Annotated in this window: 16 protein-coding genes and 1 pseudogene; 9 read left to right on the top strand and 8 right to left on the bottom strand. The window is 72.5% G+C overall.

Annotated elements, in window-relative coordinates; translation table 11 throughout:
• Positions 1–56: 56 nt before the first annotated feature.
• The 3 genes from AC069K_RS08355 to AC069K_RS08345 all read left to right on the top strand — a co-directional run bounded on the left by AC069K_RS08355 (position 57) and on the right by AC069K_RS08345 (position 4,545).
• On the top strand, positions 57–1,508 hold the full coding sequence (locus AC069K_RS08355; RefSeq protein ID WP_365107811.1) for an amino acid permease: 1,452 nt from the start codon (positions 57–59) through the stop codon (positions 1,506–1,508).
• 356 nt (positions 1,509–1,864) lie between these two features.
• A complete protein-coding gene (locus AC069K_RS08350; RefSeq protein ID WP_478613483.1) occupies positions 1,865–2,917 on the top strand; it encodes an SIS domain-containing protein in 1,053 nt (350 codons plus the stop codon).
• Positions 2,918–2,973: 56 nt separating this feature from the next.
• Positions 2,974–4,545, top strand: coding sequence for an alpha/beta hydrolase (locus AC069K_RS08345; protein WP_478613480.1), 1,572 nt, complete (start codon positions 2,974–2,976; stop codon positions 4,543–4,545).
• On the opposite strand, the gene AC069K_RS08340 is transcribed toward AC069K_RS08345, so the two are convergent.
• On the bottom strand, positions 4,518–7,247 hold the full coding sequence (locus AC069K_RS08340; RefSeq protein ID WP_478613477.1) for a GH92 family glycosyl hydrolase: 2,730 nt from the start codon (positions 7,245–7,247) through the stop codon (positions 4,518–4,520). The genes AC069K_RS08345 and AC069K_RS08340 overlap by 28 nt on opposite strands.
• Positions 7,248–7,588: 341 nt before the next feature.
• Here AC069K_RS08340 and AC069K_RS08335 point away from each other — a divergent pair, with 341 nt between their 5' ends.
• Positions 7,589–8,590, top strand: a complete 1,002-nt coding sequence (locus AC069K_RS08335) for a LacI family DNA-binding transcriptional regulator (protein ID WP_478613475.1) — start codon at positions 7,589–7,591, stop codon at positions 8,588–8,590.
• A 96-nt stretch (positions 8,591–8,686) separates the two neighbouring features.
• Here the strand turns inward: AC069K_RS08335 and AC069K_RS08330 are convergent, their stop codons facing one another.
• Positions 8,687–8,953, bottom strand: a complete 267-nt coding sequence (locus AC069K_RS08330; RefSeq protein ID WP_358836605.1) for a hypothetical protein — start codon at positions 8,951–8,953, stop codon at positions 8,687–8,689.
• A gap of 176 nt (positions 8,954–9,129) precedes the next feature.
• Between AC069K_RS08330 and AC069K_RS08325 the strand changes: the two genes are divergently transcribed.
• Together AC069K_RS08325 and AC069K_RS08320 are read left to right on the top strand one after the other, a co-directional pair.
• Positions 9,130–10,503 carry a M20/M25/M40 family metallo-hydrolase gene (locus tag AC069K_RS08325; protein ID WP_478613470.1) on the top strand — a complete coding sequence of 458 codons (1,374 nt, stop codon included), beginning with the start codon at positions 9,130–9,132 and terminating at the stop codon, positions 10,501–10,503.
• Positions 10,500–12,197 (top strand): YfcC family protein, encoded by a 1,698-nt coding sequence (locus AC069K_RS08320; RefSeq protein WP_478613467.1) that lies wholly within the window; start codon positions 10,500–10,502, stop codon positions 12,195–12,197. The genes AC069K_RS08325 and AC069K_RS08320 overlap by 4 nt, the downstream gene beginning before the upstream one ends.
• 16 nt (positions 12,198–12,213) lie before the next feature.
• Here AC069K_RS08320 and AC069K_RS08315 read toward each other — a convergent pair whose 3' ends face one another.
• The gene (locus AC069K_RS08315; RefSeq protein WP_358835243.1) at positions 12,214–12,603 is read right to left on the bottom strand and encodes a hypothetical protein; all 390 of its coding nucleotides are present in this window, start codon (positions 12,601–12,603) and stop codon (positions 12,214–12,216) included.
• A gap of 336 nt (positions 12,604–12,939) precedes the next feature.
• On the bottom strand, positions 12,940–13,857 hold the full coding sequence (locus tag AC069K_RS08310) for a MurR/RpiR family transcriptional regulator (protein WP_358835242.1): 918 nt from the start codon (positions 13,855–13,857) through the stop codon (positions 12,940–12,942).
• A 378-nt stretch (positions 13,858–14,235) separates the two neighbouring features.
• Here AC069K_RS08310 and AC069K_RS08305 point away from each other — a divergent pair, with 378 nt between their 5' ends.
• A complete protein-coding gene (locus AC069K_RS08305; protein ID WP_358835241.1) occupies positions 14,236–14,397 on the top strand; it encodes a hypothetical protein in 162 nt (53 codons plus the stop codon).
• A 31-nt stretch (positions 14,398–14,428) separates the two neighbouring features.
• Here AC069K_RS08305 and AC069K_RS08300 read toward each other — a convergent pair.
• Positions 14,429–15,468 (bottom strand): annotated as a pseudogene (locus AC069K_RS08300) (glycoside hydrolase).
• A 1,054-nt stretch (positions 15,469–16,522) separates the two neighbouring features.
• Complete coding sequence (locus tag AC069K_RS08295; protein ID WP_478613463.1) at positions 16,523–17,332, bottom strand: endonuclease/exonuclease/phosphatase family protein; 810 nt, start codon at positions 17,330–17,332, stop codon at positions 16,523–16,525.
• A gap of 453 nt (positions 17,333–17,785) precedes the next feature.
• Between AC069K_RS08295 and AC069K_RS08290 the strand changes: the two genes are divergently transcribed.
• The gene (locus AC069K_RS08290) at positions 17,786–20,095 is read left to right on the top strand and encodes an NlpC/P60 family protein (protein ID WP_365107776.1); all 2,310 of its coding nucleotides are present in this window, start codon (positions 17,786–17,788) and stop codon (positions 20,093–20,095) included.
• A gap of 94 nt (positions 20,096–20,189) precedes the next feature.
• On the opposite strand, the gene AC069K_RS08285 is transcribed toward AC069K_RS08290, so the two are convergent.
• Complete coding sequence (locus AC069K_RS08285; protein WP_478613458.1) at positions 20,190–21,992, bottom strand: S8 family peptidase; 1,803 nt, start codon at positions 21,990–21,992, stop codon at positions 20,190–20,192.
• A gap of 193 nt (positions 21,993–22,185) precedes the next feature.
• Positions 22,186–22,605, bottom strand: coding sequence for a cupin domain-containing protein (locus AC069K_RS08280; RefSeq protein WP_478613456.1), 420 nt, complete (start codon positions 22,603–22,605; stop codon positions 22,186–22,188).
• A gap of 52 nt (positions 22,606–22,657) precedes the next feature.
• Here AC069K_RS08280 and AC069K_RS08275 point away from each other — a divergent pair, with 52 nt between their 5' ends.
• A complete protein-coding gene (locus AC069K_RS08275) occupies positions 22,658–23,662 on the top strand; it encodes a GlxA family transcriptional regulator (protein ID WP_478613453.1) in 1,005 nt (334 codons plus the stop codon).
• Positions 23,663–23,728 lie beyond the last annotated feature (66 nt).

Genomic DNA, 23,728 nt, shown 5'->3' with positions numbered 1-23,728 from the left:
AAGCCCCTCGCCGGGAACCGCCCGTCGCCCTCGACGACGACGCGACCCTGCACGCGATGGGCTACCCGCGGAAACTCACCCGAAGATTCCACGCGTTCGACAATTTCGCGATATCTTTCACGATCATCAACATCATCTCCGGCATATTCTCCGCCTTCGGATTCGGAATGGGCGCCGGCGGGCCGCGCATCCTCATCTTCGGCTGGATCGGCGTGTCGCTGATGGTGCTGTTCGTCGGCGCGGCGATGGGCGAGATCGCCTCCGCCTACCCGACCAGCGGCGCCCTGTACTTCTCCGCGGGCAAGCTCGCCAAGCGGCACCGCGGCGCCTGGTCCTGGTACACGGGGTGGCTGAACTTCGTCGGCCAGGTGGGCGGCACCGCCGCCACCAACTACGCCGCCGCCACCTTCATCCAGGCCTTCGTCTCGATGCAGTGGTCCTCCTACCACCCCACGCCCCAGCAGACCGTCGGCATCGCCGCGGTGATCCTGGTCGTGCAGGCGCTCGCCAACACGTACACGGTGCAGCTGGTGGCCGTGGTGAACCGGATCTCCGTGTGGTGGCTGCTGATCGGGATGGTGGTCATCGTGGCGGCCCTCACCCTGAAGCCCTCGCACCACCAGTCCGCCTCGTTCGCCAACCACTTCGTCAACACCACCGGTTTCAGCAGCGGTCTGTACGCCGCGCTGCTGGGCCTGCTGGTGACCAGCTGGACGTTCACCGGCTTCGACGGCAGCTTCCACATGTCCGAGGAGACCGTGAAGGCCACGGTCAACACCCCCAAGGGCATCATGCGCGCGATCATCTACTCGGCGCTCGCCGGACTGGTCCTGATGCTCGCCCTGGTGTACGCGATCCGCGACTACGCGGGTGAGGCGAGCTCGGCCGCCCCGCCGGTGCAGATCCTCATCGACGCGCTCGGCATGGGCACCGCCAAGCTCCTGCTGCTGATCGTGATCGGCGCCATGCTCTTCTGCGGCCTCGCCAACATGACCAGCAACACCCGCCAGATCTTCGCCTTCTCGCGCGACGGGGCGATGCCCGGCTCGCGGTGGTGGCATTCGGTGTCGCTGCGCACCCGCACCCCGGTCAAGGCGGTGTGGCTGGCGGCGGCGTGCTCGCTGGTGCTGATCATTCCCGGCTGGTGGTCGCACACCGCCTTCACCGCCATCGTCAGCGTCAACGTCGTCGGCCTCTACCTCGCCTACGGCGTGCCGATCTTCCTGCGGCTGCGCCTGGACGACTTCCAGCCCGGCCCGTGGAACCTGGGCCGCTGGGGCAAGCCCGTGGCGGCGGTCGCGGTGGCCTGGATCGTGCTGAGCAGCGTGCTGTTCATGCTGCCGCAGACCTCGCCGATCACCACCGACTCGTTCAACTACGCCCCGATCGCTCTCGGCGCGGTGCTCTTCATCGCCACCCTGTGGTGGTTCGCCACCGCCCGCCACCGCTTCCAGGGCCCCGTCAGCTACGGCAGCCCCGACGAGGTGGCCGCGATGGACCTCATCTGACACCGGCCGTCCGCGCCTGACCTCCCGGGCCGTCCCCCGCCTCTTCGGAGCGGGGGACGGCCCGTGTATGTGCGGGGGTACCCCGGATTCCGTCCCCCCAGCCGGCCGGCGTACGGCCCGACGGCGGACACACGGCGCCGGGCGCCGTGGGCCCCGGCGCGCCCGCGGGGCGGGTGGGACGCCTGCTGTCACGGCGGACACGTCCGCCACCGTGCGCTCCCCGGGCGCCATTCCCCCGGTCGGCACTTCGCAGGATGATCCTGCCTTCAACGTCCTGCCTGCCCGGTTCGTCCGCCTTCTGATCCCCGCACCGCGCCCCCGCCCGCTCACGCCGGGGGCGCACGAAAGGACTCCTCATGCCCGGAACGCGAATCACCTTCCTCGACGGCCTGGCCGGCCAGCCGCAGGCGCTGGAGCGCGTGACCGCCCAGGTGCGGCGGCAGTTGGCCGGGCCGGCCGGCGACCGGCTGCGCGCGGCGAGGCGCCCGCTCCTCGCCGGCATCGGCGCCTCGTACGCGGCACTCGCCCTGCCGGTCGAGGTGCTGCGCGGCCACGGCGTACCCGCCCAGCGGGTGCTCGCCAGCGAGATCGAGGACGGGCTCGGCGGCTTCGACACCGATCTGCTGATCGGGGTGTCGCAGAGCGGCCGCAGCTCGGAGACGATCGCCGCCTTCCGGGCCGCGCGGGACGTGCCCACCCTGGCGCTCCTCAACGTCACCCCCTCCCCCCTCGGCGCCCTCGCCGCACTCACCGTGGACCTCGGCAACGAGCCCGACTCCTGCGCCTCGACCGTCGGCTTCACCGGCACGGTCATCGCCCTGGACCTGATCTCGGGGGTGATCGCGGGCCGCGCCGGCGACTCCTGGGACGGCGTCCCCGAACAGGCCGAGGCGGTGCGGACACGGGCCGCCCACGCCGTCGCCCCGCTGCTGGCCCGTGCCGCGCGGTGCGTCGCCGTCGACTGCGTCGCCTCCGGCGCCTCCCGGGTCTCCGCGGAGGAGGCGGCACTGCTGCTGCGCGAGGTGCCCCGGATGCCGGCCGCGGCCTCGGTCACCCGCAACTACCTGCACGGCGAGATGGAGTCGGCGGGCAACACCCTGCACCTCGTCTTCGGCCGCGGCCGCGAGATCGCCCTCGCCCGCTCGCTGTCGGCGGCCGGGCATCTGACCCTGCTGGTGACCACCGCCCGGGTCGAGGGGGCCGACAACCTCGCCGTCGTCCGGCTGCCCGACACCGCGCCCGGCGCCCGGGTCGTCCTGGAGACGGTCGTGGCGCAGGAGCTGGTGGCGGCGCTCGGCGAGGAGCGGAACGTGCCCATGGAGTCGATCGTCTTCATCAACGACGACACCAAGGAGGGCGGAGTGGTCGTGGCGGACTTCGCGCACGCCTCCCCCGTCGCCGCTCTCTGACGCACATTTCCGCTTTCGGCGGCGGCGTGCGGAATCGTCCGGCTACCCTCAGTGACATGAGGATGGCGTACGGCACACACACCCGCGTCCGGCTCGGGGCGGCCACCGCCGTGGCCGCCCTCCTGTCGCTCACCGCCGCGCCGCCGTCCGCCGCCGCGCCCGGGCCCCGCTGGCACAGCTGTGTGCGGGACGCCCAGGACACCTCCGGCCAGGAGTTGGAGAGGCTGGGCGCCCGGTGCGCGGAGGTGCGGGTCCCGCTGGACCACACCCGCCCCGGCGGCCCGGCCCTCGGCGTCGCGGTGGCCCGGATCCCGGCCACCGACACCGCCCACCGCATCGGCACCCTCGTGGTCAACGAGGGCGGCCCCGCCGACCCGGTCGTCGACTATCTGCCGGACCGCCACGCCGCGCTGGGCCGACTCGCCGCCCGGTACGACCTGGTGGGCGTGGACCCCCGCTTCGCCGGCCGCAACGCGCCGCTCGACTGCCACTGGCCGACCAGCACGTACTTCCGTTCGGCGGGCGAGGACCGGGCGGGCTTCGACCGGATGACCGCCTTCCAGCGCGACCTGGCCGCCAGGTGCCGCCGCGACGCCGCCGCTCTGCTGCCCTACGCCTCCACCCGCAACGCGGCCCGCGACCTCGACCTGGTGCGCGCGGCGCTCGGCGAGCGGCGGATCTCCTATCTGGGGATCTCCTACGGCACGTATCTGGGCGAGGTCTACACCGCGATGTTCCCGGGCCGCACCGACCGGATGGTCCTCGACGGCGTCCACGAACCGCGCCACCTCGCACCCTGGGCCGAGTACGGAACGGAGCGGGTGAACGAGAACGCCCTGCGGAACTGGGCCCGGTGGGCCGCGCGGCGCGACGCCGCCTACGGACTGGGCACCACGGCCGACGCGGTCCTCGCCACCGTGGACCGCGTCCGGACCACCGCCGCCCGCCACCCGTTCACCGTCGGCACCTTCCGCATCGACGCCCACGTCCTGCCGGTGCTCCTGTACGGGGTCCTCGGCGACGACCTGGAACAGAGCGACGCGGGCATCGCCGTCATGCTCGGCACGCTGAGGCAGGCCGCCGCGACCGGCCACGCCGAACCCGACCCCGGACTCGCGGAGCTGCTCCCGGCACTGTTCACCGGCGAGTACTCCGCGTACGGCAGCACCCAGACGGCGTATCTGTGCGCCGACACCCCGGGCCCGCGCGACCCGGAGGTCTACCGGCGGGCCGTCGAGCGCAGCCGCGCCGCCCATCCGCTGTTCGGGCCGATCCTCAACGACGTCACCCCGTGCCCGTTCTGGCCCGCGCCGCGCGAGCGGCCGACCGTCGTGGACAACGACGTGCCGGCGCTCATGGTCAACGCCACCGGCGATCCGCGCGTGCCGTACACCGAGGCGCGGGCCATGCACGCCAGGTGGCCGAGCTCCCGGCTGATCACGGTGAAGGACTCCTACCGGCACGCGGTGTACGGACTCGCCTACGGCAGTGCCTGCGTCAACGGCGCGGTCAACGCCTACCTGGCCGACGGACGGCTGCCGCGCGCCGACCTCGTCTGCCCGGCGGCGCGCGGCGACGGCCCGTCGACCGGGCCGGGGCGTCAGGCGCCGTGGACCTCCAGTTCGTAGATCCGGGCCGCGCTGTCGGAGGTGTTGGCCGGGCTGGTGACCAGCAGGCGGACGTAGCGGGCGGTGCGGGGCGAGACCGGGTGGTAGGTCCGGCTGGAGCGGGAGCCGGTGACGGTGGCGGCCGCGGTCCAGGAGGAGCCGTCGGTGCTGGTCCGGATCTCGAAGCCGCCGGTGTTCCAGCCGGTGTTCTCACCGCCCAGACCCGCGTGTTCGACGACGAACGACGACACGGTCCGGGCGGAGCCGAGGTCCACCTGGAGGAAGGGGCCGCTCGCGGAGGAGCACCACTTGCTGTTGTTCCGCAACGAGCCGTCCACCGCCCGGTCGGGCGACTCGGCGGCGGCGCAGACGGCCGATCCGGTGGCCGTCGCGCCCCGGGCGAGGTTCGCTCCGAGCTCGGGCGCGGCCGGTACCGGAGTGGCGCCGTCCTGGAAGGAGGGCGGTACGTCGGCCGCCCCGGTGCCCCAGGCGGCGCCGGGCGCCGACCCCATGGTGTACGTGAGGGTGGCGCCGGAGGCGAGGTCCGGGTAGCGCAGATAGCTGTGGCTGGTGGGGGTGGCGTTGACGGCGAGGGCCTGCACATAGGCGCCGGAGCCGGAGGTGTTGATGGTGATGTTCCCGGCCGCGCGCTGGATGAGGACGGACGGGAACTGCGGCCCGTGCAGGGCTAGTGTGTCCGCGCCGGGCGTCGCCGGATACATCCCGAGCGCGGCCCACACGTACCAGGCGGAGGTCGCGCCGAGGTCGTCGTTGCCGGGCAGGCCGCCGGCGCCGGTGGTGAAGGACTCGGCCATCACCTTGCGCACGGCGTCCGAGGCGCCGGAGGGGCGGCGGGCGTAGTTGTAGGCCCACGGCACCCCGTGCTCGGGTTCGTTGCCGATGTAGTAGTAGGGCCTGCTCTGACCGGCGTTGACCTCGGTGAAGTGGTGGTCCAGTCGCTGGACGGCGGTCTGCCGGCCGCCCATGGAGCTGATCAGGTCGGCGAAGTCGTACGGAACCATCCAGGTGTACTGGGAGGCGTTGCCCTCGGTGAAGGTGGACTGGCTCGCCGGGTCCAGCGGCCAGGTCCAGGAGCCGTCGCTCTTGTGCTGCTGGACGTAGGACGACTCGGCGTTGAAGGTGTTGCGCCACCACTGGGCGCGGGTCATGTGGGTGGTGTAGGCGGAGGTGTCGCCGAGCGCCTTGGCGAACTGGGCCACCGCGAAGTCGGACGCGGAGTACTCCAGGGAGTCGGAGGGGTCGTCGAGGTAGTGGCGGCTGGTGTACGCCGACTGGCGGCCCCGGATCGCGCTGCCCTGGGTGGTGCCGCCGTTGGACGCCTTCTCCATCAGGGCGAGCGCCGCGCCCGTGTCGAAGTCGCGGGCCCCGAACGCGTACAGGCTGCTCACGATGATCGGCCCCGGGTCGCCCGTCATCACGAAGTCCTCGTTGGTCTGCTGCGACCACTTGGGCAGCAGTCCGCCCTGCTGTCCGTCCAGGACCATCGACTTGGCGATGTCACTGGCCTCGGTCGGCGCGATCAGCCCTATCAGCGCGGCCCAGGAGCGGTAGATGTCCCAGCCGGAGTAGTTCTGGTAGACCGGGCGGGCCGAGCGGTGCACGGCGTTGTCGAAGCCCCGGTAGTCGCCGTTGACGTCGCTGGAGATGTTGGGGCTCTGCAGGACGTGGTAGAGCGAGGTGTAGAACTTCTGGCGTTCGGCGGTGCTGCCGCCGCCGACCTGGATCCGGTTGAGCAGCTGGTTCCAGGAGTCGTCGGCCGCCGTGCGCACCGCGCCGAAGTCCCAGCCGCCGTTCTCGGCGGCGAGGTTGGCCTGGGCGCCCGCGACACTGACGTACGACAGGCCCACCTTGAACTGGACGGTGCGGTTCGCCGTGGTGTCGAAGGTGACGTAGGCGCCGGTGTTGGTTCCGGACGCGTTCGCGGAGCGGTCGGTCACGGTGGCGCCGGACCACGTCCCGAAGCCGGTGGGGGTGCGGTCGAAGCGGATGTCGAAGTAGATCTGGTACGTCTTGGACGAGCCGCAGAAGCCTCCGGCGGTCACGCTGCCGGTCAGCTCCCCGCCGCTGACGTGCACGGTTCCGGCGCGGCTGCCGGTGGCGCTGCGGCCGGTGGCGACCAGCAGCCGGGAGGCGGACGAGGCGGGGTAGGTCAGTCTGCCCATGCCGGTGCGGGTGGTGGCGGAGAGCTCGACGTCGGTGGCGTAGCGGTCCAGGCGCGTCTTGTAGTAGCCGGGGCGGGCGGTCTCGTTCGCCTTGGTGTGGCCCGAGGCGTAGCCGGTCCAGTTGGAGCCGGGTGAGGTGCCGAGCGCGCCGGTGACCGGCAGCAGCGGCAGGTCCTCGTTGTTGGGGCAGCCGGCGCCGTCGAAGTGGGTGAGGCTGAAGTCCTCGACGGTGGCGTCCTTGTAGCGGTAGCCGGACGGCGAGGCGGTGGGGGTGTCGGGGCTGAACTGCACGCCGCCGAAGGGCACTACGGCGCCGGGGTAGGTGCTGCCCCCGGCGCCGCCCGGCACGGGGTTGGGGGCGTTGCTGTCGTCGGTGCCGATGAACGGATCGACGTACTGGGTCAGCGGCAGCACCGCCGCGTGGGCCGGCGCCGCCGTGGCGAGGCCGACGAGGCCGGTGGCGGCCAGGGCGAGGGCGCTCAGCGCCGCCGCGCACCGGGGGCGCGGACGGGATCGGGAGGGGTGCACGGATCGGAGCACGAGGGGGGACCACCTTCTCGCGGAGGCCCGCTCGCCGTCCGGCGGGCTGCCTCGGGGACGGGGGATGCTCGGAGCGCGGGTGCGTGACGGTCGTTGTGAACGTTACCAATCAACTCAGGATTGTTGAGGTGTCCCTGACGACACGTCAAGGGCCCGGCACGTAACAAGCCGGGGAACCGGACGTCGGGGATGGGAACGTTACCAAGTCCGGGCCCCGCGAAGGCTCAGGCCGCACCAGCGGTCCCAAGGTCGGCTCATCCGGCCTGACATGCGGCTCCGTCTGCAATCATCGACACACCAGCGTCCGTCGTCCGGGGACGGATCCGCCGCCGAGGAGACCCGTGAAGCGCCCGACGATGAAGGACGTGGCCCGCGCCGCCGGGGTCAGCCCCATGACCGTGTCGCGCGCGGTGTCGGGCGAGCCCGGCGTCTCGCCGGGGACGGCCGCCCGAGTCGAGCAGGCCGTACGGCAGTTGGGCTACCAGCGCAACGACAACGCCCGCAACCTACGGCGCAAGAACCCCGGCACGTCCACGATCGGGCTCGTCGTGGACGATCTGGCCAACCCCTTCTACGCGCTGATGGCCCGCTCGGTGGAGGACGAGGCGCACCGCCGCGGCTGCCTCGTCCTGGTCGGCAGCACCAACGACGAGCCGCGCCGCGAACGCGAGGTGATAGCGGCCTTCACCGCCCGCCAGGTCGACGGTCTCCTGCTGGTGCCCACCATCGGGGGCCACGGGTTCCTCAAGCAGCCGATGGAGGGCGGCACCCGGGTCGTCTGCGTGGACCGGCCCGCCAAGGGGCTGGCCGTCGACACCGTCACGGTCGACAACCGGGCGGGCGCGGAGCGGGCCGTACGCCATCTGCTCGCCCGGGGCCACACCCGGATCGCCTACCTCGGCGACCGGTTCGGCATCTGGACCCAGCGCGAGCGCCACGCCGGCTATCGCGACGCGCTGGCCGCGCACGGCATACCGGAGGACCCCGCGCTCGTACGGCACGAACTGCGCAGCCGGCCGGACGCGGCGGCGGCCCTGGCGGCGCTGCGGGCCCTGGGCCGGCCGCCCACCGCCCTGTTCACCACGAACGACGTCATCACCATGGGGGTGATGGGCGCGCTCGGGGACGCCGACCGCGTCGACGTCGTCGGCTTCGACGACTTCCCCCTCGCCGACCGCCTCAGCCCGCCGCTCAGCGTCGTCAGCCAGGACCCGGTCGCGCTCGGCGCCACCGCCGCCCAGCTGCTGTTCTCCCGGATCGACGGCGACCGCTCGGCGCCCAGGTCCGTCGTCCTGCTCACCCGGCTGATCGTCCGCGGCGGCGCAGGACGGCACGACTCCTGACCTCGCCCGGCGCGACGGCCGCGACGAGCCCTCGGTGCGCCCGTGTCGCTCCCCGCGCGCGGCCGACCGGCGCCCCGCGGTCCGCACGCGACGCGGTCAGGGGGTGTCGCCCGCCCAGTCCCAGTGGTGCGGGTCGCCCGGCCGCGGTCCGTACCACGCGCGGCCGCCCGGGCCGTGCGAGCCGATCTCCGTGGCGAGGGCCGCGCCTTCGCCCAGCTGCCGCTCGGTCCAGCCGGTGACGTCGAGCAGCAGTCCGTCCAGCGGGCCCGCCACCAGCTCGCGGTAGACACGCCCCGGCCGCGGTCCGGGGTCCGGATCGTCGTGGTCGGCCCCGTAGACCCGGCGCCGTATCAGCTCGTCCATACCCGTCAGCGTGCCACCCACCACTGACAACGCCGGTTCCGGGCGCGGTGACCCGGGTGCGCCACCCGGGGTGCGGCCCCGCGTCCGATCGCCGATCGTGGTGTCCCGACGGCATTCGGAATCCGCCGGTCCGGGCGCCGGGCGCGGTGGCGGAGCGGCAGTCAGGGCGGCGCGCGATGGAGCTGGAAACCCGGGTCGACGGCCTCATGGACGGGCTCCGCGCCGACCTGGAACGGCTGGCGGCGATCCCCTCGATCGCCTTCCCCGGCTTTCCGCCCGGCCCCGTCGAGGAGGCGCACGACCTGGTGGTGGAGCTGCTCCGGGACGCCGGGGTGCCCCACATCGAACGGCTCGACCTCCCCGGCACCGCCCCGGTGGTCTACGGGCGGATCCCCGCCCCGTCCCCGGACGCGCCCACCGTGCTGCTCTACGGCCACTACGACGTCCAGCCCCCGGGCGACCGGACCCTGTGGCTCTCCCCGCCGTTCGAGCCGACGCCCGTCGAGGGCGGGCTGCGGGCCCGGGGCATCGCGGACGACAAGTCCAACGTCATCGCCCACCTCGGGATGCTGCGGGTGTACGGGGGACGGCCGCCCGTCGGCGTCACGATCGTCATCGAGGGGCAGGAGGAGTACGGCAGCGCCTTCGACACCTACCCGCCGACCGACCCCGAGCGGTTCGCCTGCGACGCGATGGTCGTCGCCGACCTCGGCAACCTCCGCCCCGGCACCCCGACCCTGACCACCGGGCTGCGCGGGGCGGCAGAGGTGACGGTCGAGGTGCGCACCCTGGACGAGCCGCGCCACAGCGGCGAGTTCGGCGGGGCGGCGCCCGACGCGCTGCTGGCCCTGCTCAAGGCCCTGGCCACGCTGCACGACCTGCACGGCGACGTGGCCGTTCAGGGCCTGCGCCGCGACCCGTGGACCGGGACGACGTACACGGAGGAGGAGTTCCGTTCGCTGGCGGGCGTACGGGAGGGGCTTCCCCTGATCGGATCCGGGTCGCTCGGTGAACGGCTCTGGAGCGGGCCCGCGATCACCGTGATCGGCCTGGACGCGCCGGCCGTCGAGCAGGCCGCCTCGGCGGTGGTCCCCTATGCCCGGGCCAAGCTGAACCTGCGCTTCCATCCGCTCCAGGACCCGCGCGAGGCACAGCGCAGGCTCGTCGACCATCTGCGCGCGCTGCGCCCCTACGGCATCCCGCTGACCGTCACCCCCGGCGACACCGGACCCGGATTCGAGGCGGCCACCGGCGGCCCGGCCTACCGGGCCGCGCTCACCGCGCTGAAGGAGGCGTGGGGCGAGGAGGCCTCGTATGTCGCCACGGGCGGCTCCATCCCGCTGGTCAACGGCCTGGCCGAGGCGGCGCCGGGCGCGGAGGTGCTGCTGTTCGGGGCCCAGGACAGCATGTGCAACCTGCACGCCCCCAACGAACGGGTCCTCTTCTCCGAACTGCGCAGCACCGTGATCGCCATGGCCGCGTTCGTCCGCGAGTACGCGGAGGACTTCACCCGGGGCGACGCGCACGGCGGGGCCGGGGCTGGCCGGTGAGCGGCGTGGACGGCGCGGGCGGCCCCGGCGGGACGGCCGGGACCGGCGGGACGGCTGGGACCGGGGGGTCTGCGGGGTCCGGCGGGTCCGCTGGGCCGGTCGATCCGGGAGGACCGGGCGGTACACCGCTGGAACCGGTCGGACCCGGTGAGCCGGGCGGTCCCCCGGGGCCTGGCGGCACCGCCTCGACCGAGCCGCCCGGCCCGCCGCCGAAGCGCAGGCTCGCGTTTCCGAGCGCGCTCACCGTCCTCGCGATCGTCACCGTCGCCGTGTGGCTGCTCGCCTTCCTCATCCCCTCGGGCCAGTACGACCGCAACGACAAGGGCGCCCCCGTCCAGGGCACCTATCACCGGGTCTCCTCCGGCCAGAGCTTCGTCGACCGCCTCAACGACCTCTTCCTGGCCCCGGTCAACGGTCTGTACGGCATCCGGGACTCCACCTCCGGCGCGGTCGGCCCCGATCTGACCGGTGATCTGTACGGCAGCGCGGGCGTGTTCCTGTTCGTCCTGGCGATCGGCGCGTTCATCACCGTCGTCTTCGCCACCGGGGCGCTCGACCGGGGCATCGAGCGCCTCGCCCACCGGCTGCGCGACCGCGGCGCCCTGCTGATCGCCGGGGTGATGCTGGTCTTCTCGGTGCTGGGCACGGTGGAGGGCTTCGCCGAGGAGACGCTCGGGTTCTACGGACTGCTCGTGCCGATGATGCTGGCGCTCGGCTACGACCGGATGGTGGCGGTCGGCACGGCGATCCTGGGCGCCGGGGTGGGCGTGCTCTGTTCGACCGTCAACCCCTTCGCCACGGGCGTCGCCTCCTCCGCCGCCGACATCTCGCTGGGCGACGGCATCGTGCTGCGCTTCGTGATGTGGCTGGTGCTCACGGCGGTCACCATCGCCTACGTCGTGCGCTACGCCCGGCGCGTCCAGAAGGTGCCCGGGCGCTCGTTGAGCGGATTCCTGCCCGGGGACCGCGAGCGGACGGCGACGGACACGGGCGAGGCCCCGCGCCTCACCGGCACGCACAAAGCCGTGCTGGTGGTGCTCGGCCTCGTCTTCGCCTTCATGATCTTCTCGGTGGTGCCGTGGTCGAGCGCGCTGACGGGCAAGGCCGACGCCACACCGTACTCCTTCGAACTGGGCTGGTCCTTCCCGCAGTTGGCGGCCCTGTTCCTGTGCGCGGCGGTACTCGTCGGCATGGTGGCCCGGCTCGGGGAGCAGAAGACCAGCTCGACGATCGTCCAGGGGGCGGGGGACTTCGTCTCCCCCGCGCTCGTCATCATGCTGGCCCGCGGGGTCACTGTGATCATGAACAACTCGCGGATCACGGACACGGTCCTGCACTCCATCGAGGGCGTGGTGAAGGGCACCTCGTCCGGCGTGTTCGCCATCATCGTCTTCGTGGTGAACCTGCCGCTGGCCTTCCTGATCCCCTCCACCTCCGGCCACGCCACCCTCGCCATGCCGATCCTCGCCCCGCTGGCCGACTTCGCGGGCGTCTCGCGCGCGGTGGTCGTCACCGCCTGGCAGGCGGCGAGCGGCTGGATGAACCTGTGGGTGCCGACGACGGCGGTGACGATCGGCGGGGTCGCCCTCGCCAAGGTCGGCTACGACAAGTACCTGCGGTTCGTCTGGCCCCTGCTGGTCATTCTGGCCGTGCTGATCTGCGGGTTCGTGGCGCTGGGCGCGGCCGTGACCTGAGCGGCGGGGCAGGGGCCTACACCCTGCGGTGGGCCGGGTGGTCGCCCATCAGGGCGTCCGTCACCAGGCGCACCCCGCGGGCGAGCCGGCCCAGCTGGTCCAGCTCCGTCGCGTACATGCGGATGGTGTTCTCGATGACCGCCTCCGCGACGCCCAGCGTCGGCAGTTCGGCGCGGCTGGTCTGGAGGGCGACCCGGACCGCGCGCATCTCGTGCTGGAGCTGGAGCTGCGCGTGCCGGGCGAGGATGACGTGGTGGCGCGTCAGCGGTGAGTAGCCGGCGTAGCGGGCCGGCAGCAGGTCGCGCAGCCAGCGGGTCGCGGTGCGTTCCCAGTCCCGCGTCCCGGGTTCCTTGACCTGACAGGGCCAGTCCGGGCTGAGCGCGATGGTGGGGGCCGTGTGGGGCATTCTCGTCGCTTCCGAAGTTGTCGAACTCTGATCGAGAGGTGGGGAGGGGGCGGCCCCGGCCTAGGGGTTGGCCGAGGCCGCCCGTGGGCGTCCGCCCGGATCCGAAAGCCTGGATCGGACGTCCGGCTGACGCGAGGAGGGGGGCGTCACGTCGGCTGTCCGTTCTGGGAGGGCGTGGGGAAGCGCCTTCCTTGGCATCTGGGGGATCGGGGGGATCGCCTCCGCCTCAGTAAACATATATACCGTTGAGTAAACAAGGGTATGAAAAAATTCATGCGCCCGTACGGTGTGAAGATCCCAAGGAGCCCCACCGGGGAAACGGGCCCGAATCGGGTCCTACAGGAAGAAACCGTGCTGGTCGGCGGCCTGCTCGTACTCTTCGAGGCGCGCCTGGGTCCGCTCCGGATCGGCGTCCGCCATGGCCTGGAGAAGAGCTGCCGCGAGCACACCCGGCGCCGCGTACGAGTCGAACACCAGCCGCGACCCGGTGCCCGCGGTGAAGGCCACGTCCGCCTCGTCGACCAGCGGCCCCAGGGTGGTGTCCGTGATCAGCGCGATGCGCAGCCCGGCGCTGCGGGCGGCCCGCAGCGCGGCCAGGGTCTCCTTGGCGTGCCGGGGCATGGCGAAGGCCAGTACCCAGGTGCCGCCCGCCGAGCGCGACTGGAGCAGCGCGTCGTAGGCGACGCTGCCGCCGCGCGTCACCAGCCGCACATCGGGGTGGATGCGCCGGGCCGCGTACGCGAAGTACTCCGCGAGGGACACGGAGATCCGCAGCCCGAGGACGGTGAGCGGGACCGAAGCGGCCAGCTCGCGGCCGGTCTCCAGGACCTGGTTGGTGTTGGCCACCAGCCTGCGCACGTTCTCCAGGTTCTCGATCTCGGCGTCGACCGCCGCCTGGAGCTCGTTGTGGCGGATCTCCTCGCGGGTCTCCGGCGAGCCGGCGACCGCGCTCAGCGCGATCGGCTGGAGCACGTCCCGCAGCGCCGGATAGCCGCTGTAGCCGAGGGAGACGGCGAAGCGGGTCACGGACGGCTGGCTCACCCCGGCCCGCTCGGCGAGCTCGGTGATGGAGAGGAACACGGCCTCGGTGAGGTGGTCGATCAGGTACTGGGCGATGCGCCGCTGCCCCGGGGAGAGGCGGTGGCCGTCGAAGAGGGCCCGGACCCGGTCCGCCGCGGGGCGCTCGTGGTGCGACGCCTGCCCGCTCGGCGTGATCGCGGCCGCCTGGGCGCGCGCCTTCTGCCCCGATGACACCGGCGGGCCTCCTTCTCATGCCATGTGTGCTCAAAACATAGCTCACCGCCGCGATGGGCAGGCGCCCGTTCCATCCGCTGGTCACCCGCGTACGCGCGGGGCTCCGGCGGCCCCGTCCGGATCCTCGTGCGCGGGGGCGTCCCCGGCTCGATCGACCTCCCTCGCACGGCGGGCGCCGTCCGCCCTCCGGTTGCCTCGTCACCCTCGGCGCCCGCCATCTCCGCCCGGGCCGAACACCGCTGCGGGCAGGGCCTGTTGGGGACCGCGGCGAGCGCGATACCGACCGGGAAACGACCCGCCGTGACCGACCGCTCCCCCGTACCGCCTAAAATCGTGCCGCCGGCGGGACGCGCCGGCGGCCAGGAGGGACAGCGCGCGGTGAACAGCGACAGTGACGTACCGATCTACGCCCAGCTCATACGGGAACGGGGTGACGTCCCTGGCGACGTGCGCCGGGAGGCCGAGCAGATCCAGCGGCACCTGGAGCAGGTGATCATGCCGTTCCGCCCGGGCCTGCCGACGCCGGGCTTCTTCCGCTGACCACCCGCCCCACCGCGTCGGCGGAAGCCGGTCAGGACAACGCCTTCGGGCACAGCAGCCTCGGCCCGCCGTCGCCCTTCAGCTTCGCGCTGACGCATCCGGCGGGGACGCCGTGGGACGCGGTGGCCCCGAAGTTGGCGGTCACCGTCAGCACACCGGCGCCGAAGACGGCGCGCTGCACGGCGCGGTCGGCGGTCAGCCAGCGGAAGGACGTCAGCCGCTCGGTGCCCGCCTTCTGGTGCAGCGGGGCGAAGTACCGCTGCAACGCGGCCAGTTCGGGCCCGTCCTTCTTCAGGGCCGGGCCGTCGAGGACGTAGTTCAGCGGGATGTTGTAGAGCATCGCCAGCATCGCCCGGGTCGTCTTCTGCCGCGGCAGCTTCCCGTAGGACAGCTCCCAGCGCTCGACGTTGACGAGCGAGCCGTGCAGGGCGGTCTCGTACAGCGGGACGCGGTACCGGGGTCGTACATCTCCCGGGCGAGGTCGGCGGGCAGGTCGACCGGCTTGAAGAACGTTTTGGGCGCCTTCTCGGGGGCGTATCCGCCCCACACCTCCTTGTCGCGCTGGAGCGGCCACAGGCCGTCGCCGACGGGGGTGGCCGCTCCGTGGTCGAAGGCGAGGACCTGGTTGGCCCAGGCGCCGGCGGACTCGGAGCCGAGGACGAGGCCGCCGTCGGTGAGGCGCCGCATCCGGGCGAGGCGGTTGGCCCGGTCCCGCGCCTTGGTCATGGGGTGGGCGCGGCTGTGGTCCCGGAAGAGGTCTCCGGCCGCGTCGACGTCGAGGAAGTAGCTGTCGGCGCCGTTGGCCACCATGTGGCGGGTGCGGTCGGCGAGGAGGTGGCTGCCCGGCTCGGCCTGCTCGAACGCCTGCGAGCTGAGGTAGCAGCCCCGGTTGCCGAACCCGGTCTCCGGCTTGCCCCGGGCGTCGGTCACGCAGTGGTCGGGGTAGACCCGGCCCGGCCACGCCGAGCTCGGGGAGTCGGCGGTGGCGGGGTCCTGTCCGTTGGCGAAGGAGTCGTACGGGCCGACGAGGTAGCCGCTCCTCTCGGCGGTGCGCACGGCCTCGGAGCTCATCGGGGCGTTGCCCGCGTCGTAGCCGAGCCACATCCGGCTCACCCCCAGCCGGTGCAGCTCCCGTACGCCCCGCGGGGTGCGCGCCTCGCCCCACAGATAGGCGTGGAAGGCGCCGAGCAGCCGGCCGTCGGCGGGGTTGGCCCTGATCTTGTCGCGGAGGCTGCCGAGCCGGCCGTGCTCGGAGAGCCAGTCGCGGTAGTCGACGGCCGGGGCCACCGGGTTGCCGTCGGTGAGGGCGAAGGTGACGGTGTACGCGCGGGTGTCCTCGCCGCGGTCGAAGGTGTGGGTGGCCGTGCCGCGCAGTCGGCCGCCCTGGGAGGCGAACCGCAGCGAGGTGCCGATGTCGGTGGGGATGAGGTAACTCGCGCCGCGCCCGCCGTACGTATATCCCCACATCGGCATGGTGAGGGCGCCGGAGCCCAGGTCGATCGGGTCACCGGTCAGGCCGCGCTCGGGCGCGCTCCAGAAGGCGTCGCCCACGGGGATGTTCAGGCCCTCGCCGCGCGGCAGCTGGAGGTCGGAGGCGGACGCGTCGGTGCCGGTGACCGGCCAGCGCACCTCCCCGTCGCGTCCGGCCGCCATGTCGACGCGCAGCCGCCCGCGCTCGGCGACGGCCGTGACCGTCAACCCCTTCGCGGGGTACGTCCAGCGGGCTCCCCCGCGGATCCGGGTGACCGGGCCGGGCCGGCCGAGGCCGGTGGCGGCCGGCGCGGACAGCTCCAGCTCTCCCCCGGAGGCCGGGTGCGCGCGTACGGCCAGTGAGACGGTGTCGATGACGGCGGTGCCGCCCCGGACGGGGACGGTCACCTTGCCGTCTCCGGCGTGGTCGGAGACCTCGGCGCCGTTCGCCGTGGTGCATCCGGCGAGCGCGGCGAGGGCGAGGACGGCGGCGAGGCCGTGGGCGGCGGCACGGCGGGGTGTGCGGGCCGGGGCCGGGAGGATTGATCTCATGGGTCGTGAATAGTCGTGTCCCTTAAGAGGGTTCTAAGAGGGCGGGCCGCCGGGCACCCGGACGATCCGTACACCCACTGCCTCCTCGGTCGGCCCGCAGGGGTCAGGGAAGGGTGACTTCGACGCGGAGCGGCAGGTGGTCGGAGGCTTCGCTGTCGAGGACCCGCGCCTGCTGGGGGGCCACGGTCGAGGAGGCGAGGACGTAGTCGATGCGCTTGCGCGGGTTGCGGACGTCGAAGGTGTATCCCGCGCCCTCCCCCGCCTTGCGCCACGTGTCGGCGAGGATCCTGGTCAGTACGCCGACCTCACCGGCCGCCGGAGGGGCGTTGAGGTCGCCCATCAGCAGGGTGGGACGGCTGGAGCTCTTGACGACGTTGCCGACGGCGTCGGCCTGGGCGAGGCGCTCGGTCTGCGAGGTGTGCTCCAGATGGGTGTTCAGGACGCGCACCGCCGTGCCGTTCACGTCGATGTCGGCCTCGAGGAGGCCGCGTTGCTCGCCCTGGCGCGGGCGGGGAAGCGGGGTGTTGTGCGCCGCGACGACCGGGAACCGGGACAGGATCGCGGTTCCGTACTCCCGCCGCGGCGCCCCGGCCCGCGGCGGGTCGAGGCTGAGGTTGGCGCCGTAGGCCACCTGCATCCCGAGGCGCTCCGCGAGCCAGCTCGCCTGGTCCACGAAGTCGCTGCGCGCGTCGTAGTGCCGGTCGACCTCCTGGAGGCCCACGACGTCGGCGCCGCTGTCCTTCACCACCGCGGCGATCCGGTCGAGGGCGAGGGCGTTGTCGGAGTCCGCGCCGTGGTGGATGTTGTAGGTCAGCACGGTCAGGGTCTGAGGTGCGGCCGCCGCCGAGGACGTCGGTGCGACGGCCAGGGGGACGAGCATCAGGACGAGAGCCAGCGCGGGCCTGGCGCACACACGGATCACAAAACACCTCTGTCTTCTTCGAAGTCTGCGGAAGTCGTCGTACGGGTCCGCGCACAACCCGGAGCATGCCGACACGCCCTGACGGGGTGGGTGCTGCCTGGGGCCGTCAGAGCGACATCGACACGGGCGTGAACGGGACGGGGGACGGGCCGGGGGACGGGGGGTGGGTTCGCTACCTTGCTGTCTAACTCCCCACTTACCTAGCAAGGTTGACAAAAATCATCCGATTGGATGGAAATTCGCCCTCACGGCCCGTGTGAAACGGCACAGAGGAGGAGCGTTTTGACGCCCTTCGGGTGGACCTGTCCCGGCCTCCCGGGGGCAGCCTCAAGATCCACTTTGACCGTGCTCAGACAACGCTATGATCCGTGCGCGCGTTCCCGGCCGACCGGGGGGTCGGCTTTCCGCCAACGGGCACGCGCACCCCCCTGACCAAGGAGAACCATGACCTCACAGGTCGCACGGGCGCCAGGGCGCCCGCGGAGCGTGTGGCACCGTGCCCTCGCCCTGGCCGCCGGTCTCATCATGGCCATCGGCACCCTGCTCTTCACCGGCACCACCACCGCCCGGGCGGACGACGCGCACGAGCTCACCTACACCCTGGCATCCGTCGACAAGGGCTCCGCGGAGCCCGCGGCCTGGCAGGTCGCGGCGATGGCCGAATGGCGGTTCGCCCAGTACTTCGCCTTCGACACCGACTGCCAGGGCCAGCTCAAGCCCGGCGCGAAGTGCATGCTCTCCTACCTCGGCACCGAGAACCCGGTGCAGGCCACCGACGTGTACACCACCGGCTTCCGGCTGGTCTCGCTGCCCGGCCACTCCGAGGGCGCGGGCCGCGCCATCGTGTTCTGGATCGAGCGCACGGACAGCGCGCTGCTGCTGCACGTACGGGCCGACGGGCCGTGGAGCCTGAGCGAGTGGCTCACCTACAACACGCCGGTCGCCACCATCATCTGGGACCAGTACGCCAAGAACCTGTCGTACGGGATCACCCATGGCGAGTGGCACCAGTGGGCGTACCCCGACGGCTTCCTGGAGCACCTCGACTCGCAGTGCCGCTACCCGGTCGACCTGGCGCGCAACGCCCACATCCCCTGCGAGATGGGGCACCTCTACTGGCCGTGGCAGTACGGTCCGCCGGACGGGCAGAACACCTGGGGGTGCGCCGCCCACGGCGGCGCGGTCTCCCCGGCCGCGAACCGGGCGATCGACGCGGCCTGTTCGCAGGTCGCGGCGGGCACCTGGTACAGCTGGGGCGGCGGCCACGGAGCCTCGCCCGGTGCCTCCTACGGGTGGGTGGACCAGTCGGATCCCGAACGCAGCAAGAACGACCCGTACCGCAAGGGCTTCGACTGCTCGGGCCTGGTGCGGTGGGCCTGGTCGCAGGCGGTGGGCTACGACGTCATGGGCAACACCACCGCCGCGGGCATCTTCAGCCTGCCCGGGCAGCGGCTCGGCACGGACACCACGGCGCTCAGCCCGGGTGACATCGTGTTCTGGGGCAAGCGGTCGGTGCACCACGTGGCCATCTACCTGGGCGCGGGGAAGATCGTCGAGGCGCGCGAGTCCGACACCCATGTGATGGTCTCGGACCTGAACAGCCACAACATGGCCGACTACGCGGGCGGTCTGCGGTTCATGGGCGGCGCGGGCTCGGGCAACCACATGACGTGGGGAACGGGTATCAATGTCCGTTCCGCCGCGGCCCGTTCGGCCTCGGTCGTCACCACCTTCCCCGGTCCGACGGCGATCACCATCGACTGTCAGAAGCACGGCGAGACGGTCACCGCCGAGGGCATCACCAACGACGTCTGGTCCCATCTGCCGGACTACAACGGCTGGGTCAGCAACATCTTCGTCAAGGGCGCCTACTGGCTCGACGGGGTGCCGGACTGCGGCGGTGCGAGCGGCTCCGGGGAGCACTCGACGTGGGGCGACAGCGTCAACGTACGCTCCACGCCCTCGCGCTCCGGCTCGGTGGTCACCACCTTCTCCGCGCCCACCGCCATCCACATCGACTGCCAGAAGCACGCGGAGTCGGTGACGGCGGAGGGCATCACCAACGACGCCTGGTCGCACCTGCCCGACCTGGGCGGCTGGGTGAGCAACATCTTCGTCAGGGGCGCGGCCTGGCTCGACGGTGTGCCGGACTGCGGCGGCGGCACGTCGACCGGCAACAACAGCACCTGGGGCACCGACGTGAACACCCACGCGCACCCCTCCACCACCTCGGCGGTGAAGAGCACCTTCTCCGGGCCGACCCCGGTGAAGATCAGCTGCCAGAAGCACGCCCAGTCGGTGACGGCCGAGGGCGTCACCAACGACGTGTGGTCGTACCTGCCCGACTACGGGGCCTGGATCAGCAACATCTACCTCAAGGGTCCGGCCTGGCTGGACGGTGTCATGGACTGCACCCGGCCGCCGGCCCTGGACCCGGACACCGGCAGCGGAGGCGGCACCAGCGCGGGCGCCGACGGTATGTTCAGCACCTGGGGCACCGGGGTGAACACCCATGCGCGCCCGTACGTCACCTCCGACGTGAAGAACACCTTCAGCGGCCCGACCCAGGTCAGGATCGGCTGCCAGAAGCACGCGCAGTCGGTGACGGCCGAGGGCGTCACCAACGACGTGTGGTCGTACCTGCCGGACTACAAGGCGTGGATCAGCAACATCTACCTCAAGGGCCCGGCCTGGCTCGACCGGGTCATCGACTGCACCCGGCCGCCCGCCCTGGACCCGGAGACCAGGGCCTGACCGCTGTGCGGTGAACAGCACGACGCCCGGGCGTCCGCTCCCTCCGGGGAGTGGACGCCCGGGCCTTTTCCGCCGGTACGCGGGCCCGACCGTCTCAGAACGTCAGGTTCCAGCTGTCGATCCGGCCGGTGTCACCGCCCGCGTTGTCGTTGACGCGCAGCTTCCACGTGCCGTTGGCCACCCGCGCGGACGCGTCGACGGTGTACGTCTGGTGGATGTCGTCCGCGCTGCCGCCGGTGTGGTTGTGCAGGGTGTACACGGTGCCGTCGGGGGCGACGAGGTCGACCTTCAGGTCACCGATGTAGGTGTGCACGATGTTCACCCCCACCTTGAGCGCGGCCGGGGCGTTGCCGGTCACACCGCTGACGGTGAGCGGGCTCTCCACCGTGGTGTTGTCGCCGATGGCGACGTCGGCCGTGTTCTCGAAGTACGCGCCCGGCGGGACGGTGCCGCCGACCGCCTTGAGCGCGTCGACCTGGCCCTCGCCGAAGAACGCGTTCTTGGCGGTGGTGCCGGTGCACCGGCTGTCCGACGGGCAGGCGACGTCGTTGGCCTGGACGGCCAGCTTGTCGCGGAGCTGGGCCGGGGTGATCCCCGGGGTGGTGCTCGCCAGGAGCGCGGCCACCCCCACGACGTGCGGGGAGGCCATCGAAGTGCCGCTCTTCGTGCCGTACTTGCCGCCCGGCAGGGTGGAGTAGACGCCGTTGGAGCCGTCGCCGCCCGGGGCCGCGACGTCGATGACGCCGTTGCCGAAGTTGGAGTAGGACGCCTTCACGTTGCCGCTGCCCATCGCCGAGACGGTGACGACGCCCGGCAGCTCGGTCGGGATGTCGAGGCAGGCGTTGGTGATGCGGCGGGTGGTGGGCGTCGAGTCGTTGGGGCTCTCGGTGTCGGTCGTCTTGTTCGCGAGGTCGTAGTTGGAGTTGCCCGCGGCGGCGACCTGGAGGGAGCCCTTGCCCTCGGCGTACGCCTGGGCGCGCCGCACCCCCTCGATGATGGCGGCCTGGTCGGCGTTGTCCGGGCAGTTGAACTGCCACGGGTCGGTGTAGTAGCTGTTGTTGGTGACCTTGAAACCGTGGTCACCGGCCCACATCAGACCGCAGACGGTGTTCTCCGCGTAGAAGAGCGTCGAGCCCGGCTCCGCGAGGCGGACCGAGGCGATCTTCACCCCGGGGGCGACGCCCACGACACCCTTGCCGTTCCTGGCGGCGGCGATCGTGCCCGCGACGTGCGTGCCGTGGCTGTCGACGTCGCGCCAGGCGCCGGCGCGGGTGTCCGGCTTGCCGTAGGCGCAGGAGACGGAGTCGGCGGCGTCGAAGTTGGCGGAGAGGTCCTGGTGCTGGTCGTCCACACCGGTGTCGAGGACGCCCACCTTCACCGAGGACGATCCGGTGGAGACCGCCCAGGCCTGGTCGGCCTTGATCTGGCTCATGTCCCAGCGCACCGGCTCACCGGCCGGGGTGGTCGACTGGGCCGGGTTGGCGGGAAGCGCCGGGTTGTAGGCGTCGGCCGGGACGTCCGCGGTGCGGGTGGCGCCGACCTGCTGGACTCCGCCGACGCCCCGCATGGTGGCGGCGAAGGTGCCGGAGGCGGAGTGGGCGACGATGACGCCGATCGCGTCGAAGGAGGAGAACACCGTGCCGCCGTTGGCGGTGACGGCCGAGCGCACCGCCGAGGTGTCACCGGGGGCGGTGATGACCAGGTAGGCGCGGGTGCCCGCGGCCCAGGCCGCCGTGGTGCGGGCCGTGACCGGCGCGGTCGCGCGGGCCGGCGCGGTGGCGGACGGGGCGACGGGCTGGGTGCTCGCGAGGGCGGGAGCCGCGAAGGTCAGCGCGGCTCCGAGGGCGACGGTCCCGGCCAGGAGGCGTCGGGGGCGTCTGGATATGGGGGGTATCAATGCGTCCTCCGATGACCCGACAGGCACGGGTGGCACCTACCGGGTCGTACGAAACGAGTGGTGGACGCAAGATGTCAGATGATCAGCCGGGGAGGGAAGGGGCTTTCACGGTGCGGGTGTTCATCTGCGGCACGCGCACCGTGCCCGCGACGCGATCAGCGCCGCCACCGGCCCTCCGCCCGGACGCGGGCGGTCAGAGCGCGTGCCCGGTCGTCGCGTCGACGTGGGCGGGAACCTCCTCATGGCGGTCTCCCACCGAGAGCGTGCCGCTGGGCTCGAACATGAGGATCGAGGCACCGGACGGCGCGGAGGGTTTGTGCTCGGTGCCGCGCGGCACGGTGAAGACCGAGCCGGTCGGCAGGGTCACGGTCCGCTCCCCGGCGTCCTCGCGCAGCGCGATGCGCAACTCCCCGTCGACCACCAGGAAGAACTCGTCGGTGTGGTCGTGCACGTGCCAGATGTGCTCGCCCTCGACCTTGGCGACGCGTACGTCGTAGTCGTTGACGCGGGTGACGACGCGGGGGCTCCACAGGGCGTCGAAGGAGGCGAGGGCGCGGTCGAGGGCGATGGGCCGGGCGGCCAGGGTGTCGTCGGTGACGGGGTGGTGGCTCATGGACCCATCCTCGGATGTGCCACCGCCCCGCCGTGAGTGCTAGAAATCGCACATGCCGCAAGATTCCTCTCACGGGACCCACGGGACGCGCACGCATCGGGTCGTCGTGATCGTCGACGAGAACTCCAACCCCTTCGAGCTGGGCTGCGTCACCGAGGTGTTCGGGCTGCGCAGGCCCGAACTCGGCCGCGAGCTCTACGACTTCATCCTGTGCGCACCGGAGCCGGACACCCTGATGCGGGACGGGTTCTTCACGCTCACCGGGGTCGCGGGGCTGGACGCGGCCGACAGCGCGGACACCCTGATCGTGCCCAACCGGCCGGACACCGACGTACCCCGGCGCCCCGCCGTCCTCGACGCCGTACGCCGGGCGCACGCGCGCGGGGCGCGGCTGGTCGGGATGTGCAGCGGCGCCTTCACCCTGGCCGAGGCCGGGGTCCTCGACGGGCGCCGGGCCACCGCGCACTGGCAGTGGGCCGAAGCGTTCCGGGCCCGCTTCCCCTCGGTCGACCTGCGGCCGGACGTGCTGTTCGTCGACGACGGTGACATCCTCACCTCCGCGGGGAGCGCCGCCGCCCTCGACCTGGGGCTGCACCTGGTGCGCCGGGACCATGGAGCCGAGGTGGCCAACGCGGTGAGCCGGCGGCTGGTGTTCGCCGCCCACCGGGACGGCGGGCAGCGGCAGTTCGTGGAGCGGCCGGTGCCGGACACCCCGGACGAGTCGCTGGCGCCGGTGCTCGCCTGGGCTCAGGAGCGGCTCGGCGCACCCCTCACGGTGGCCGACCTCGCCGCCCGCGCGGCCGTCAGCCCCGCCACCCTGCACCGCCGCTTCCGCGTCCAGCTCGGCACCACCCCGCTGGCCTGGCTCACCGGCGAGCGGATCGCCCTCGCCTGCCGTCTCATCGAACGGGGTGAGCGGCGGCTCGACGTGGTCGCCCGGAGCAGCGGCCTGGGCACCGCAGCCAACCTCCGCTCCCGGCTGCGCCGCGAGACCGGCCTGAGCCCCTCGGCGTACCGGCGGCGCTTCGGGCCGGAACCGGCGCCCGTGCCGGGCTGACGGCAGGACGACAGCACACGCGGACGACATCCGGCCGCATACGGAGGAGTCACCCGCGCGCACGCA

Source organism: Streptomyces sp. NPDC043908, assembly GCF_056435525.1.
The sequence above is the reverse complement of the archived record's forward strand: the minus strand, read 5'-3'. Positions and strand labels throughout refer to the sequence as shown.